12 protein-coding genes are annotated in these 15,777 nt (G+C 68.0%); 3 read left to right on the top strand and 9 right to left on the bottom strand.

The window, feature by feature from the left end; genetic code table 11:
* Positions 1–31 precede the first annotated feature (31 nt).
* A complete protein-coding gene (locus QE449_RS00540) occupies positions 32–2,278 on the bottom strand; it encodes a hypothetical protein (protein ID WP_051613542.1) in 2,247 nt (748 codons plus the stop codon).
* A 153-nt stretch (positions 2,279–2,431) separates the two neighbouring features.
* On the opposite strand from QE449_RS00540, the gene QE449_RS00535 reads away from it, so the two are divergent.
* On the top strand, positions 2,432–4,306 hold the full coding sequence (locus QE449_RS00535; protein WP_051613543.1) for a glycosyltransferase: 1,875 nt from the start codon (positions 2,432–2,434) through the stop codon (positions 4,304–4,306).
* Here QE449_RS00535 and QE449_RS00530 read toward each other — a convergent pair.
* Genes QE449_RS00530 through QE449_RS00510 form a run of 5 tightly spaced genes read right to left on the bottom strand, consistent with a single transcriptional unit; the run spans position 4,299 to position 8,379 of the window.
* The gene (locus QE449_RS00530) at positions 4,299–5,105 is read right to left on the bottom strand and encodes a class I SAM-dependent methyltransferase (protein ID WP_027506557.1); all 807 of its coding nucleotides are present in this window, start codon (positions 5,103–5,105) and stop codon (positions 4,299–4,301) included. The two genes, QE449_RS00535 and QE449_RS00530, sit on opposite strands and share 8 nt — an antisense overlap.
* 39 nt (positions 5,106–5,144) lie before the next feature.
* Positions 5,145–6,032, bottom strand: a complete 888-nt coding sequence (locus QE449_RS00525; RefSeq protein ID WP_027506558.1) for a glycosyltransferase — start codon at positions 6,030–6,032, stop codon at positions 5,145–5,147.
* A complete protein-coding gene (locus tag QE449_RS00520; protein ID WP_027506559.1) occupies positions 6,025–6,849 on the bottom strand; it encodes an ABC transporter ATP-binding protein in 825 nt (274 codons plus the stop codon). The genes QE449_RS00525 and QE449_RS00520 overlap by 8 nt, the downstream gene beginning before the upstream one ends.
* A 15-nt stretch (positions 6,850–6,864) precedes the next feature.
* Entirely contained in the window at positions 6,865–7,740 is an 876-nt protein-coding gene (locus QE449_RS00515) for an ABC transporter permease (protein ID WP_027506560.1), read from the bottom strand.
* A 27-nt stretch (positions 7,741–7,767) separates the two neighbouring features.
* Positions 7,768–8,379: a bacterial proteasome activator family protein gene (locus QE449_RS00510; protein WP_051613544.1), complete on the bottom strand. Its 612-nt coding sequence runs from the start codon at positions 8,377–8,379 to the stop codon at positions 7,768–7,770.
* 94 nt (positions 8,380–8,473) lie between these two features.
* On the opposite strand from QE449_RS00510, the gene QE449_RS00505 reads away from it, so the two are divergent.
* Entirely contained in the window at positions 8,474–9,676 is a 1,203-nt protein-coding gene (locus tag QE449_RS00505; protein ID WP_307107992.1) for a cysteine desulfurase-like protein, read from the top strand.
* A 10-nt stretch (positions 9,677–9,686) separates the two neighbouring features.
* Here QE449_RS00505 and QE449_RS00500 read toward each other — a convergent pair whose 3' ends face one another.
* Positions 9,687–10,676 carry an NAD(P)H-quinone oxidoreductase gene (locus QE449_RS00500; protein WP_027506563.1) on the bottom strand — a complete coding sequence of 330 codons (990 nt, stop codon included), beginning with the start codon at positions 10,674–10,676 and terminating at the stop codon, positions 9,687–9,689.
* Between the two features lie 57 nt (positions 10,677–10,733).
* Between QE449_RS00500 and QE449_RS00495 the strand changes: the two genes are divergently transcribed.
* Positions 10,734–13,982 carry a BTAD domain-containing putative transcriptional regulator gene (locus QE449_RS00495; RefSeq protein ID WP_037186505.1) on the top strand — a complete coding sequence of 1,083 codons (3,249 nt, stop codon included), beginning with the start codon at positions 10,734–10,736 and terminating at the stop codon, positions 13,980–13,982.
* On the opposite strand, the gene QE449_RS00490 is transcribed toward QE449_RS00495, so the two are convergent.
* A complete protein-coding gene (locus tag QE449_RS00490; protein ID WP_027506565.1) occupies positions 13,964–14,791 on the bottom strand; it encodes an ABC transporter permease in 828 nt (275 codons plus the stop codon). The two genes, QE449_RS00495 and QE449_RS00490, sit on opposite strands and share 19 nt — an antisense overlap.
* Positions 14,788–15,756, bottom strand: coding sequence for a daunorubicin resistance protein DrrA family ABC transporter ATP-binding protein (locus tag QE449_RS00485; protein WP_037186508.1), 969 nt, complete (start codon positions 15,754–15,756; stop codon positions 14,788–14,790). Before QE449_RS00485 ends, QE449_RS00490 begins: the two co-directional genes overlap by 4 nt.
* Positions 15,757–15,777: the final 21 nt, after the last annotated feature.

Raw genomic sequence — 15,777 nt, 5'->3', positions numbered from 1 at the left:
GGAAGCTGATCGTCAGTCACGAGAGCCGACCCTATAACGCAGAGGGGCCGGTTGCCGACGAGCGAGCGGCCGACGACTGCGGTCGCGCGGAGAACCGTCGTCGGACGTCGAGCACGACGAGGCCCAGCAGAACGACGATTCCAGCGCCCATGGCAGCCAGTCCGAGCCGAAACCCGGGCGGGCGGAAAGTCAGCTCGAGATCGGCGTCGGTGGTACCCGGGGGCAGGTCGACGTAGAGGAAGGTGTCGCCCAGCCCCTTGGTCTGCAACGGCTGTCCGTTCAGAGTGGCCGTGTATCCGGGCCAGGCGAGCCTGGCGAAGACCACGCTGCCGCCGGCGGCGGAGCTCACCCGCAGGCTCTCGTCGACGTCGCTCGAGCGCACCGGCTCGACGTCGGCGTTCACCGTCGCGGACACGGTGCCCTCCTGCGTCGACACCGGCCCGTCGACCCGTTCGAGGACGGCGACCTGGTCGGACTGCGGTCGTGGGACGTCGACCCAGCGCCATCCGGGAGGAACCGGCAGCTGCCGCCACATCGGGTACTGCGCCTTCTGGACGACGACGCGGTCGAGCAACATCAGATCCGCCGTGGTCCGCCCGGTGTAGACGTCGGGACGGAACACGTTGCGGTACGCATCGGGGCAGGTGGTGCCCTCGTAGGCGACGCACAACAGTTCCGAGAACGCCTGGTGGCCGACCGGCGTGTAGGCGCTGACGTAGTTCAGGTCGAGCACCTTGGCGTAGTTGCCGTACACCTGCGCACGCCAGCGATCCGTGGCGTCCTCGGGCGATCTGTCGGACAAGGCCCGATCGCCCAGTTGCAGCGTGGTCCCGGTCCAGTCCGGGAACTCCGCACGCGCCTCCTGCTGAGACGACGGAAAGTTCCACTCGCTCAGAACGGGCCGGTAGTTGTGGATCTGGTACAGCGCCACGGGAATGACAGACACCATGAGCAGCGCGGTGGCGGCGGTCGTCCTGCGCGCGCGGAAGACGGCGACGACGAGCCCGCCGAGAACGACGACGAAGAGGACGGACAGCAGGTGTCGGCCGGCCAGTTGCGGTCCGGACGACAGCGCGCGGATCAGCAGGACGCCCGTGATGACGCCGGCGGCGGTCAGTCGGCCGCGCAGAGAGCGCAGGGTTCCGAAACGGCTCAGCAGAACTGCGGCGATGATGAGCAGGGCGGCAGCGACGAAGGGCAGCAGTCGTCCGGGCCAACGGATCGGCCCGATGTCGGACGGCCCCGCGGTGTACAGGAGCAGGGCGCCGAGAACGATGAGGGGACCGGACAGTTCGCGCACGACCGTCGGCACACGGCGCCAGTCGACGAATGCCACAGCCGGGACGAGGAACCAGGCGATGTAGGTGACCGGGGCCATGGTGGTCTCGCCACTCCACGACTCCATGCTGGTCACCGCCGACGGCAGGCTCGCGCTGAAGGTCTCCGACCAGGGGACCACGAGGAAGTTGTCGTTGAGGGTTCCCTCGGCGCCCGAGCGCCAGGTGACGCCCGAGGTGAGGACGCCGGGGAGGAACGTGACGGCGCCGCACAGGGCGGCGGCGATCGATACGGCCCCGAGTCGGATCACCGGCATCAGGACGCGCGCACGCAGGTACTCGCCGATCATCACCGCGCCCGCGGCGACTCCGGCCATGAGGGCCGCGTGGACGTACCCCACGCTGATGGCGAGGTAGAGAAACGCGAAGACCGGTAGCGGACCGGAGGTGCCGCGGGCATAGCGCACGGCACTCGCCCAGGCATTGATCACCCAGGCCATGCCGATCAGCGACGTCACCCAGGACGGCTGCTCGAAGAAGAGGGTGAATCCCGCGAACGGCGTGGCAGTCGCAGCGACCGCCGCCCAGGAGGGCCTGGATCCGTACTCGAGAGCCACGCGGTAGACGCCGATCGCCAGCACCACGGCGAAGAAGATCTTGACGACGGCAGCGAGCAGTGCCAGGTCGTCCACCGACGGTGAGATGAGGTTGACGATCATCTGCACGGGATTCCAGAGTCCACCCTGGCCCTCGACCGGGTAGTTGCCGGCCATCCACTGGGTGGTGACGAGGGGGAGGAACTGCCCTTCACGCAGCAGTCGGCCTAGAGCCAGCCAGTTGCCCACCGCGCCCGACTCGGTGTCGTCGAGGTAGAAGAAGCGATGGTCGCTCACGAGGATCGCGACGAATCCCAGCACCACCACCACACCGGATCCGAGACCCCAGGACCAGCGCTCTCGACGGGACGTCTCGACCGAGGTCACGACAGGCGTGTGCGTCACACCGTCCTCGCTTCCTGACCGACACGTCGTTCCCCGCAAGTGTCATGGACGCGACGGAACCCTCCCGGTTGTTATCGTAGGTCACAGACCGGTCTCATTTGTTACGGGGTGCGACGAGCACGCCTGTCTCTACTGTCAGGAGTTGGACAACCGATGCAGTCGACCGCGCCCGCGACGATTCCGCACAGCGGCCACGACAGGTTGGTCCTCCAGCGAGGCGTCTTCCTCGGCCCCTCCACCAGAGTGAATCCCGATCTGTACGTGCAGATCGAGAAGGGCAGCGGGGATCGCAGGCGCCACGACATGACGCTCGCGAAGAACTCTTTCGCTCACACCAACACGTACTTCGGGCGCTTCGCGGCGTCCTACTGGCAGCGGTGGACCACGGTCGGCGCGGTCACGGCGTCTCTGCGCATCGCGACGAGCGGCCGTGTCCGAGTGCGACTGCTGGCCTCGGACATCGCCGGTCACCGCCGCATCGTGTCGGTGCAGGAGACGCGGAGCGACGCCGTGCTGACATTCGAGGCTCCGCTCGACAAGTTCGTCGACGGGGGTGCCCTCTGGCTGGAGTTCGAGACGTTCGGCGAGTCCGCCGTCGTCGACTGCCTCGAGTGGACCCACGCCACCACGGTGCCGAGACGTCCGGTGGCCATTGCCATCTGCACGTTCAACCGCGCCACGGACTGTGCGCACACGGTGGCCGCACTGGCGTCCGACGACGTGGTGTTGTCGCTGATCGACACCGTGCACGTCGTGGATCAGGGCACCGACCTCGTGCAGGATCAGCCGGAGTTCGCCGATGCGCGGGCGCGGATGGGCGACACCCTGGTGTACCTCCGGCAGCCCAATCTCGGTGGTGCGGGCGGCTTCACACGCGGACTGTACGAGGTGACCGCGTCTCGGAGTGGTGTCGACGTCATCCTCATGGACGACGACATCCTGTGTGAGCCGGAGACGGTGCTGCGTCTGAGCGCCTTCGCCAACGTCACGGCGCAGCCGACCCTGGTCGGTGCGCAGATGCTGTTCCTGCTCAATCCCGACTACCTCAACGTCGGCGCGGAGGAGGTGGACTTCCTGCACCTGCAGCACGGTCGCACCGTCGGAAAGGCGTTGTCCAACAAGAGCATGATCAAGAAGAACCAGGAGCGCCGGGTCGACGCCGGCTACAACGCCTGGTGGACGTGCCTGATCCCGTCCGAGGTCGTCGAGGAGATCGGTCTCCCGCTTCCCATGTTCTTCCAGTGGGACGACGTGGAGTACGGCGTGCGCGCCGGCCGTGCCGGCTTCCCGACCGTCACGCTGCCCAACGCGGCGGTGTGGCACGCCGACTTCTACTGGAAGGATTTCGACGACTGGGCGCGGTACTTCAGCACGCGCAACTCGCTGATCGTCGGGTCTCTGCACAGCGACCTGAACACGACGGTGTTGTCGCGAATGTTCCTGCGGCACATCGCCGAGTACGTCGTCGGAATGCAGTACGGCCTCGCCCACACCACCTTGAAGGGTATCGAGGACTGGCTGTCGGGGCCGGACCATCTGTCCGACGGCGGCATGGCGGCGATGGCTCGTATCCGAGCCGACCGCAAGGAGTACCCGGAGACGATCATGCACCCGGCGGCCACCGCGCCGGTGCCCTCCGCGGAGGTGCGGGTGTCGCGAGCGGGCGGGGAGCCGAGCGCGATGCGAGCGGTGTTGGCCAAGCGCGGTGTCGACCAGTTCCTCGGACGCACGATCGGCGGTCTCGTCGGCGTCACGCGCGAGGACGCCCACTGGTGGCACATCGCCAGGTTCGACCATGTCGTGGTCACCGACGCATCGCAGGGCGGTGTTCGAATCCGCAAGCGGGACAAAGCACGTGGGGTCGCGCTGATGGTGCGTGCCGTCAAGGTGATGCGGCGTCTGCGGCGGGAGGCTCCTGCTCTGCAGGAGCAGTACCGTGCGGCCGGTGCCGATCTCATCGCACGCGAGAACTGGGCCCGGCTCTACGGGATCGACGCCGATGCTCCGACCACCGAATCGGTCAGGTGAGCCGGACCGCCACCTGCTCGTTGTTGGACGTGTAGGCGAGGTACTCGAACGTCACCCCGGTGCGGTGGACGAACTCGGTCCACGCCTTGTACTCGTGCAGGGCCCAGCCGGGGAAGTTGAAGAACTCGTCGAACACGATGACGGTGCCCGGCACCAGCCGTGACTCGAGACGACGCAGGACGAAGTCGGTCGACGAGTACAGGTCGGCGTCGAGGTGCAGGAACGCGACCGGGCCGCGGTTCTTCGACAGGAACGGCCCGAGGGTCTGCTGGAACATGCCCTTCACCAGGTGCGCTCCCGGAACGTCCGGTAGAGCGTCCTGAGCGAAGGTCCCGGCCTCGAAGCCGGTGCGCCAGTCCTCCGGCAGGCCCTCGAAGGTGTCGAAGCCGGCGATGACTCCGACGTTGGCGGCGCGGCGCCACTCGTCGACGATGATCGCCAGCGTGGTCCCGGTGGCGACCCCGAACTCGAGTGCCATGCCGTCGATGGACACCGCACCCAGGGCGTGCCGCAACGTGAGGTCGGGACGGGTGAACGACGGCGTCCGCGGGAGGTGGTCCTCCACGAAGTCGGCACTCGAGGCGGTGGCCTCGAGGTCCGAGGCGAACGGGATGTCGCGGCGCATTCGGAACTCCAGCGTGGTGATGGATTCCTGGAGGTCGGCGATCGTCTTCGCCTGACCCGTGATCAGGTCTATCAACTCACTGTGACGACGGTCGGCCTCGGGTGCCACGGCGTCCTGGACTGCCTGCACGACCTTGCCCCGCGCCGAGGCTCTGACGCGTCGGCTCCACCGCATCACCCGCACCGTCCACTCGTCATGGGGACATACCGTAGTTCAGGGTTTGCGGAAGTACTCATCCCGGCCGAGCTTGCGCAGACGCAACCACTCGCGCAGGCCGCGGAGGTCCCGTCGTGTGACCACGAAGTACCACCCGAAGCGCACCCATTCCTGCGGGAGAAGCTTGCGCATGCCGGGTTGAGCCATCAGGTATCCGCGGTTGCGGTAGGTGAAGTAGCGCTTGGTGGCGTCGTCCGGATACTGCGTGTGCATCCGGCCGCCGAGGATCGGCTTGAACTCGTCGGCGCCGTTCGGATGCAGGTACGCGGTCTGCAGGCACGTGCCGAAAGCCAGCCCCGAGCGTGTGAGGCGACGGTGGATCTCGACCTCGTCGCCGCGGACGAAGAGCCGGAGGTCGGGGACACCGACGGCGTCGATCGCAGCGGCCGAGAACAACGCACCGTTGAACAACGACGCGTAGGACGGCAACAACTCCTCGTCACCGAGTTCGGACCGCCACCGTCGCCACGCGGTGCCGCGTCGCAGCGGGAACGCGAGGTGATCGGGATCGTCGATGTCGCACACGACGGGGGAGACCTCGTCGAGGCCGTGGCGCACCGCGCAGTCGAGGAGCGCGGCGAGGACGTCCGGCCCCTCCGGCCTGCCGTCGTCGTCGGCGAGCCACACCCGCTCGGCACCGAGGGACAGCGCGTGCAGCATCCCCAGCGCGAAGCCGCCGGCTCCACCGAGGTTGTGCTTGCTCCCGAGGTAGGTGGTCGGCACGTCTGCGCTCTCGACGAGCTCGCGGACCGCGGTCTCGTTCGCGTTGTCCACCACGATCAGATGGTCGAGCGGACGGGTCTGCGACGTCAGGACGGCGAGGGACTGGGCCAGCAGCTCGCGGCGCCGGTGGGTGACCACCACGCCGACGATGAACTCAGGCATGCGGGTCGTGATCGGCCTGGTCACGATCCGCGGCCTCCAGCTCACGAATGACGTGCGCGACGTGGTCTCCCGCGTCGTCGCCCTCGTACGACCGCACGACCTCCTCGATGCCGCCCTGCTGCCGCACGTGGCCGTGATCGATCCACATCGCCGAATCGCAGAGCTGGGCGAGGAACTCGTTGGAGTGCGAGGCGAAGACGAGGATGCCCGAGCGCTGCACGAGCTTCTGCAGACGAGTGCGCGCCTTCTTCATGAACTCGGCGTCGACAGCGCCGATGCCCTCGTCGAGCAGCAGGATCTCGGGGTCGATGCTCGTGACGACGCCCATGGCGATGCGCACGCGCATGCCCGTCGAGTAGGTGCGCAGCGGCATGTCGAGGTACTCGCCGAGCTCGGTGAAGTCGGCGATCTCGTCGATCTTCGACATCATCTGCTTGCGTGTCTGGCCGAGGAACAGGCCGCGGATGATGATGTTCTCGTAACCGGAGATCTCCGGGTCCATGCCGACGCCCAGGTCGAAGACCGGCGCGACGCGACCCCGCACGACGGCACTGCCGCGGGTGGGTTCGTAGATGCCCGCCAGCAGGCGCAGGAGCGTCGACTTGCCCGCACCGTTGTGGCCGACCAGTCCGACGCGGTCGCCCTCCTTCAGTGAGAGCGTGATGTCGCGCAGCGCCTCCACGACGACGACGTCACTGCTGTTGCGTCCGATGGTGCCGCCGGCCTTGCCGAGGAACGCCTTCTTCAGCGACCGGGTCTTGGCGTCGAAGATGGGGAAGTCGACGCACGCGCCGTGCGTCTCGATGCTGACTGTCATGTGTGTCTCGTCCGATCAGACCCAGTAGGGCACGCGGGCCCGGAACGTACGCATCGCCACCATGGTGACGGCCAGGCCGACCACGGTGAACGCCAGCACGATGTACCAGTGGTACGCCTGCTGGTCCTCGCCGATCAGGGGCGCGCGCAGGATGTCGAGGTAGTGGAACAGCGGATTGATCTCCACCAGCCGCGCGCGGTCCGCCGCGGCCCCGCCCATCTTCTGCAGATTCGCCGTGGTCCACACGATCGGCGTCATGAAGAACAGCAGCGTGACGACGCTGCCGAGGATCGGGGCCAGGTCGCGATAGCGGGTGGCGATGATGCCGAAGAGCAGTGACACCCACACCATGTTGACGACGATCAGACCGAACGCCGGGATCGCCATGACGATGGTCCAGTGCAGCTCGGGACGGAACACCGCGAGCATGATCAGGTAGATCAGCATGTTGTGGCCGAGGAGCAGCACCTGGCGCCACACGAGCCGATAGATGTGCACGCTCAGTGCCGACGGCAGCTGCTTGATCAGGCCCTCGTTGGCCACGAAGACGTCGGCGCCCTCGAGGATCGACGCGCTGATGAGGTTCCAGATGATGAGCCCGACGGTGACGTGGGGCAGGAACGACTTCAGGTCGATGTCGAGGAGGACCGAGTACAGCAGACCCATCGCGACGGCCTGCACACCCGTGGCGATGGTGATCCAGAACGGGCCGATGACGGAACGCCGGTACCGCTGCTTGATGTCCTGCCACCCGAGGCTCAGCCACAGCTCACGCTGGGCGTAGCCCTGCCGGAGATCGCGGACGGCCCGGCGGAACGTCTGCGAATCGGACGCGGGTGCATCCCCGGAGTTCGAATCCCCGGTGTTCGAGTCGATCGCTGGTGCTGCCACGACCGACGACCCTACAGACGAGAACCGTCAGAGGTACTGGCCGGTGCCCTGCCCGTGCTGGCCCTGACCGCCGCCGCCGATGGACACACCGGGCGGAAGTGCACCCTGGCGCATCTGCTCGAGCTGGGCTCGCGCCGCCATCTGCTGAGCGAAGAGTGCCGTCTGGATGCCGTGGAACAGTCCCTCCAGCCAGCCCACCAGTTGTGCCTGGGCGATGCGGAGCTCGGCGTCGGACGGCACCGCGTCCTCGCCGAAGGGTAACGCCAGGCGCTGGAGCTCGTCGCGCAACTCCGGCGCGAGTCCCTGCTCGAGCTCACGGATGGAGGAGGTGTGGATCTCCTTGAGGCGGGTGCGGCTGGCGTCGTCCAGCGGTGCCGCGCGCACCTCCTCGAGGAGCTGCTTGATCATGGTGCCGATGCGCATGACCTTGGCGGGTTGCTCGACCATGTCCGCCAGCGATTCCTGGTCGTCGCCGTCCGACGAGTCGCCGGCCCCGGTGACGTTCGCGCGGGCCGCGGCGGCCGCCGCCTCGCGGGGACTGAGCGCGATCGGCTGCCCGTCCGGACCGATGACGACGACGTGGTCGGCGCTGTCGTCCGCGCGGCCGCCGTCCGAGTTCTGCTCGTGTGAAGACGTCATGTCTCCATCTTGACCCGGGTCGCTCACCAGGGTGGGGTCCGGGGCGTGCCCGTGCGTGCCCGCCCTGTCGCCGTCGGCGCCTAGAGTGTGCGGCATGACCTACGACGTCGCCCGCGTACGAGGGCTGTTTCCCTCGCTCGGCGACGGCTGGATCCACCTCGATCCGCAGCTGGGCATGCAGATCCCCGACCGGGTGGCCACGGCCGTGTCCACCACCTTCCGTGGGACCGCATCGACGCACATCGGTCGGCACCCCTACGCGCAGCGCAGCGCGAAGGTCGCCGACGACGCTCGGCAGGCCGTCGCAGATCTGGTCGGTGGAACCCCCGAGGGCGTGGTCCTCGGTCCGGACCACGGCATCCTCCTGACCGCTCTCGCGGAAGCCCTCAGCACGCGTCTCGGCCTCGGTACGGGCATCGTCCTGTCCCGGCTGGACGACGAGGCGAACGTGGCACCGTGGCTGCGCATCGCCAATCGGTACGGCGCCCAGGTGCAGTGGGCCGAGGTGGACATCGAGACGTGCGAGCTCCCCAGTTGGCAGTTCGGGGAACTCATCGCGGCGAACACTCGGCTCGTCGCGCTGACCGCGGCGTCGACGGTGGTGGGGTCGGCCCCCGACGTCCGTGTCGCCGCCGACCTCGTGCACGACGCCGGTGGGCTGCTGGTCGTCGACGCGGTGGGTGCGGCCCCCTACGCGGTGCTCGACATCGAGGAACTCCGGGCGGACGTCGTCGCCGTCAACGCCGCGGCCTGGGGTGGGCCTCGCGTCGGAGCGCTGGTGTTCCGGGACCCCGAGCTGCTCGACCGGTTGCCGTCGCAGGCGCTCGACACCGATGCGAAGGGTCCGGCGCGGCTCGAGGTCGCCGGTCTGCACTACTCACTGCTCGCGGGCATGACCGCGTCCGTCGACTGTCTCGCCGCCCTCGACGAGAACGCGAGCGGGACGCGTCGACAGCGCCTAGAGATGTCCATCGGCTCGCTGCAGGACTACCAGGATCGGCTCTTCGCGTACCTGCAGGAGCGCGTGGCGGCACTGCCGCACGTCATGGCCATCGGTCAGGCGTCCAGCCGCATCCCGTGCCTGAGCATCAGCGTGGACGGCGTCGACTCCGACAAGGTGGCGGTGCGACTGGCGGACAACAGGATCGACGTGGTCGGTGGCCTGCACGGCGGCAGCCGCCTGCTCGAGTCGCTGGGTGTCGCCGATGCCGGTGGCGCGATCACGGTGGGGCTGGCCCCGTACACGACGCGGCACGAGATCGACCAGCTCGTCACGGTTCTCGAGACGCTGACCTGATCCGCGCCCGTCAGCGGACGCGCAGGATCACCTTGCCCACCGTGGCGTGGTCGTCCAGCATGCGATGAGCCTGCGGTGCGTCCGACACCGGCACCTCCGCGTGCACGACGGGCACGACCGCACCGTCGGCGATCATCGGCCACACGTGCTCGCGCACCTGGCGCACGATGTCGGCCTTGCCGCCCGGGCCGGTGAGGGGGCGCGCCCGCAACCCGGCGCAGTGCACACTGCCGCGCTTGGCCATCAGCGCGCCGAAGTCGAACTCGGCCACCCGGCCGCCCTGCATGCCGATCGTGACCAGTCGGCCGTCCATGGCGAGCGCAGAGATGTTGGGGGACAGGTACTTCGCGCCCATGTTGTCGAGAATGACGTCGGCACCGTGCCCGTCCGTCGCGGACCGTAACTCCTCGGTGAAGTCCGAGGTCTTGTAGTCGATGAGGATGTCCGCGCCGAACGATCGGCAGATCTCGAGCTTCTCTGCCGAGCCGGCGGTCACCGCGACGCGCGCGCCGAGGGCCTTCGCCACCTGGATGGCGTGCGTGCCGATGCCGCTGCCACCGCCGTGGATCAACAACGTGTCCCCGGCGGACAAGCCGGCATACATGACGACGTTGGACCACACCGTGCACGCGACCTCGGGCAGCGATGCGGCCACGTGCAGGTCGAGCCCGTCGGGAACGGGCAGCACCTGTCCGGCCGGCACCACCACCTGCTCGGCGTAGCCGCCACCCGCGAGCAGCGCGCAGACCCGATCGCCGACGTTCCACGAGGTGACGTCCGCACCGACGTCGGCGATCACACCGGAGCACTCGAGACCGAGCACCTCGGAGGCGCCGGCGGGCGGCGGGTAGTTGCCCTGCCGTTGCTGCAGATCGGCGCGGTTGACGGCGGACGCCGCGATGGAGATCAGGACTTCTCCCGGCCCCGGTACGGGATCGGGTACCTCGCTCCAGACCATGACATCGGGGTCGCCGTATTCGGTCAGTGTGATCGCATGCACAGGGTCGATGGTATGCCGCGGGGCGTGAGTTGCGACGAGGTCATACCATTCGACTCGGTGACCGGACGAGACGATGCGAACGACGTGCGGCCCGGCATCGGACAACCGGTGGTGGGCCTGCTGGGTGACGTCCGCATCCGCGTCGGTACGCAGTTCTCGGGTGTGCCGGGTCTGCGAGCGCGGACACTGCTGGCGCTTCTCGCGATGACTCCCGGCAAGTTCGTCTCGGTGTCGACGATCATCGACGAACTCTGGCCCGACGGCGGACCGGAGTCGCCGAAGTCCGCCGTGCAGACCCAGGTCTCGCGTCTGCGGTCGGTGGCACCGATGATCGAGACAGGACCGGCCGGGTACCGCCTCTCACTCGATTCGAACGACGTCGACCTGTGGCGAGCCCAGCTGCTCGCCGCGTCGGCATCGTCCCTGGAACCTGCGGAAGCACTCGACACGGTTGCCGACGCGGTCGCGCTGTGGCGAGGCGAGCCCGGAGGTGATCTGGGCGACAGCACCGTGGCGGCCGACGTCGCGAAGGCTGCGGCAGACATCCGCGACACGCTGGACTCGATCGCCGTGGCTGCGTCGTCGGATGTCGGTGACCACGCGTCCGCGATCGAGATCGCACGCCGACGCTGGCACCGCGACCGTGCCGACGAGACCGCGGCGTCGTCGATGATGAGTGCGCTGCACGCCGCGGGTCGCACGGCCGATGCGATCGCCGTGTTCGCCGAACTCCGTGAGCTGCTGGCAGATCGGTGGGGCATAGATCCGTCGCCGGTCGTCGCGGCACTGCATGCCGATCTGCTCGGCGCGACAGTTCCGGTCGAGCCGGTCGCGCTGTCGGGCTACCCGGTGGTGGGAGTCCGTCACGCCTCCACCGAGCTCGTGGGCCGGACGGACGACATCGCGGCGGTGGAGAGCCTGCTGTCGAGGGCGCGACTGGTGACCGTCACCGGTCCCGGCGGAAGTGGCAAGACGCGCCTGGCTCACGAGATCGGTCGTCGTGCGACACAACGGGTTCCGGTTGTCGTCGTCGAGTTGGCACCTCTGCGGAGTGGAGACGACGTGGTCGCCGCCATCAGTGGAACCCTGGGACTGAACGAGGCGGACGTCGTGATGGGGTCCTTGCCCATCGGTCCTGTCCATTCCGCGCGTGACCGGCTTCGGGACGCGCTGGCATCGCGTCCTCTGCTGATGATCCTGGACAACTGCGAACACGTGTCGACCGATGTGGCCGGCGTGGTGGACGAAGTGATCGGGGCGAGCGATCTGGTGCGCATCCTGACGACGTCTCGAACGCCGCTGGGTGTCGCTGCTGAGTCGATCTACCCCCTTCCGCCGTTGGTCGTCGATGCGGGCGGTTCACCGGCCACCGATCTGTTCATCGCCCGTGCGCGGGCGGTACGACCGACCGTCGTGATCGACCCGGACAGGATCGCACGGTTGTGCACCCGTCTCGACGGTCTGCCGTTGGCCATCGAATTGGCCGCGGCGCGTGCTCGGTCGATGAGCATCGAGGAGATCGACAACGCGGTGGCCGATCGATTCTCGTTGTTGCGCAGCAAGGATCGGACTCGACCGGAGCGGCATCGGACGCTGCATGCCGTCATCGACTGGAGTTGGCAACTGCTCGACGACGGTCAGCGCCGTGCGCTCCGACGGTTGTGCCGCTTTCCTGCCGGCATCACCTCGCATGCTGCGCGGGCGGTAGCCGAGTTCGAGCCGGGTGACCGCATCGACGACGCGGTGGACGGTCTGGTGGAGCACTCGTTGCTCACGGTGGCCGAGTCGGACGGGATGAGATTCCACATGCTCGAGACCGTCCGCGAATTCGGCGAGGAGCACCTGGCACGCGACCCCGCCGAGCGCGACGCGGTCACCGACGCGATGGTCGCGTGGGCCTCGTCCGTCGCACGGCAGGCCCTCGAACTGCATCGGAACGGCAACCGCAACGCGGTCGTTCCGGCGATCGACGCCGAGCACGACAATCTGCTGGCAGTGCTCCGTATCGCGGCGGTCGAACAGCGCTGGTCCGACGTCTTCACGATCTTCCCCGCTCTTGCCTACCTGTGGTCTGTGCGGGGTGCGCACTCGGAAGTCGTCAATTGGTCGGTGCGCCTTCTCGATGCGACCGATGTCGATCCCCGCGGTGTCCCCGACGACATCGTCGTGTTCGCCTACGTCTTCATGGCGTCGCACCTGGGATACGGAGGCTCGCCCCGGCAGGCGGCCCGCGCGCGCACCGCGTTGCGACGCGTTCTGCGGGCCAGACCGGGAACATCTCCGGCCCTGCGGTTCCCAGCGATGCTGCTCCTGCACCGCGCCGACGGCACAGGGCTGGCGAGGGTGCTCGCGGAGGCGGTCAGATCCGCAGACCCGGAGATTCGAGGTACCGCGCTGATGTTGCGCGGATCGCTGCGGGAGAACCGCGGTGACCTGTACGGCGCGGAACGCGATCTTCGCGCCGCGGCGTCCATCTCGCACGATGCCGACGATCTGTGGGGCATGGCTCAGGCTGCTCAGTCACTGGGGAGTATCCACGGACAGACCGGGAGGCACGAGCAGGCCGCCGAGTTCTATCTCCACGGGGCGCAGTTGCTCTGGCGCCTCCACGCGTACGAGGAGAGTGTTCAGACGCGGACCTTCGCCGCTGCGTCTCTCGTCGCCGCGGACCGCGTCGGTGACGGGTTGGCTCTGCTGTCGGAGTTCGGGCACGGCGATCGCATCACCACGGGGCTTGCGGTGGTCGCGTCCGACGAGGCGATGAGGCATCAGACGCGAGCCACGGTTTTCGGAACTCGGGCGGAGGCGATGCTGCGTGGAGGAGATGTGTCCACCGGTCTGGCGCTGTATCGGGACGCCGCTGAGCAGTGCCGGTCGGGGTGGGACGACATCGGAGATCCGTACGCCGTGATGTTGGCCTGCGCCTGCGTGGATGCGCATGTGCTGCACGGCGATCATGGCAGGGTGGAGGATCTGGTTCGGTGGATCCGCACCCGCGTCTGCGCTCCCCGCAGTGCTCTGGCGCGAGGGGATCTTCCTCAGCTCGGTGCCGTGGCCTGCGCCGTGGGGTCGTATCTGATCGCCCGCGGGCGATCGCCCGAAGGACCGATTCTTCTGGCCGCTGCGACGTCCGTCGCGGCGCGACAGGACTTCCCGTCGATGACGATCGACCTGCATCTGGGTCTGGCGCGCCGGGTGCTCGGCATCGACGCGGTGGAGACGGCCCTGCTGCGGCGGCCCCGCACCCGGGCCGCCGCAGCGGAGTCGATCCTGGCCGCGCTGACGGATCAGGCCTTACGCATGTAGGTGCGCACGGTGAGTGGAGCGACGACCAGAACGATGATCGCCGCGCCCAGCAGCGACCACACCACATGGATTCCGGCGTGGCCGGTTCCGGCGAGTTCGCGCACCGCGGTGACCACCTGGGAAACCGGGTTCACGTTCACGAAGGCCTGAAGCCATCCGGGCATGGTGTCCACCGGGACGAAGGCGTTCGACAGGAAGGTCAACGGGAAGAGGATCAACATCGACACGCCCTGCACGGCGGACGCCTTGCTCATCAGGACACCCATCAAGGCGAAGATCCAGCTGATCGACCATGCGCACACGATCACCAGGCCGCCGGCGAGCGCAACTCCTACCGCACCGCCCTCGGGTCGGTAGCCCATGGCGAAACCTGTGGAGAACGTGATGACGGTGGCGATGACGTACCGGACGACGTCGGCGAGCAGTGCGCCCGCCAGCGGTGAGATACGTGCGATCGGAAGGGCTTTGAACCGGTCGAAGACGCCCTTGTCCATGTCCTCACGGAGTTGCGTGCCGGTGACGATCGACGTGGTGATGACCGTCTGGACCAGGATTCCGGGAATGATGACCGGCAGGTAGCTCGCGATGTCGCCGGAGATGGCACCGCCGAAGATGTAGGTGAACATCAAGGTGAAGACGACCGGAACGAAGACGACGTCGAACAGTTGCTCCGGGTTGTGCTTCAGCTTGAGCAGACCTCGATACGCCATCGTGACGGTGTGGCGAGCGGACATCGAGACGGAGATCCGCTCGACCGGGGCGTCGACGAAGCTGGGCGCCGAGGTGGGGCTGGTCAGGGTGGTGGTCATGCGGCGTTCTCCTCGGATGTGGCGGCCGCGGAGTCGGGCCGACCGGTGATGGACATGAAGACCTCGTCGAGGCTGGGTTTGGCGACGGTGATCTCGGCGACGTCGATCCCGATGTCCCGCAACGAGATCAGAATGTCCGGTGTCGCCGAGGCATCCTTCATTGGCGCCGTGACGCGGCCCGATCCGGTGGCCGCGGACGCGTCGAGACCGAGGCGGGTGCTGACCAGGACACGTGCCTCCTCGGTGCGTCCGGGGTCGGCGATCACCAGAGTCATCGTGGACGTTCCCACCGACGCCTTCAGACTGTCGGCCGTGCCGTCGGCGATGACGCGTCCCCGGTCGATGACGGCGATGCGGTCGCACAGCTGATCGGCCTCGTCGAGGTACTGGGTGGTCAGCAGGACCGTCGTGCCCTCGGACACGAGTCGGCGGATGGTGTCCCACATCTGTACGCGCGTGCGAGGGTCGAGGCCGGTGGTGGGTTCGTCCAGGAACAGCAGCGGAGGTGTCGAGATGAGGCTCGCGGCCAGGTCGAGTCGCCGCCGCATTCCTCCGGAGAAATTCTTCAACGGCTTCGACGCGGCCTCGGTGAGGGCGAACTCCTCGAGAAGGTCGTTCGCACGTCGTCGGCTCTCGGCACGGCCGAGGCCGAGCAGTCGGGAGAACACGACGAGATTCTCCGTTGCGGTGAGGTCTTCGTCGACCGACGCGTACTGGCCCGTCACGCCGACCAGGGAACGCACGGCCGTGGGCTCCGCGACGACGTCGTGGCCGAACACCCGTGCGCTGCCGCCGTCCGGGCGCAGCAGGGTGGCGAGCATGCGGACCGTGGTGGTCTTTCCCGCTCCGTTGGGTCCGAGAACTCCGTAGACCGCGCCGCGGGGAACGGTCAGGCTGACGCCGTCCACCGCGCGCTGTCGGCCGAAGTTCTTGACGAGGTTGTCTGCTTCGATGGCTGGTTGCATGCGCTCAGCGTGCACCGCCCC

The organism is Rhodococcus sp. SORGH_AS_0303 (assembly GCF_030819335.1).
In the GTDB taxonomy this organism is placed as follows: domain Bacteria; phylum Actinomycetota; class Actinomycetes; order Mycobacteriales; family Mycobacteriaceae; genus Rhodococcoides.
This window is presented reverse-complemented; position numbering and strand designations above follow the sequence as displayed.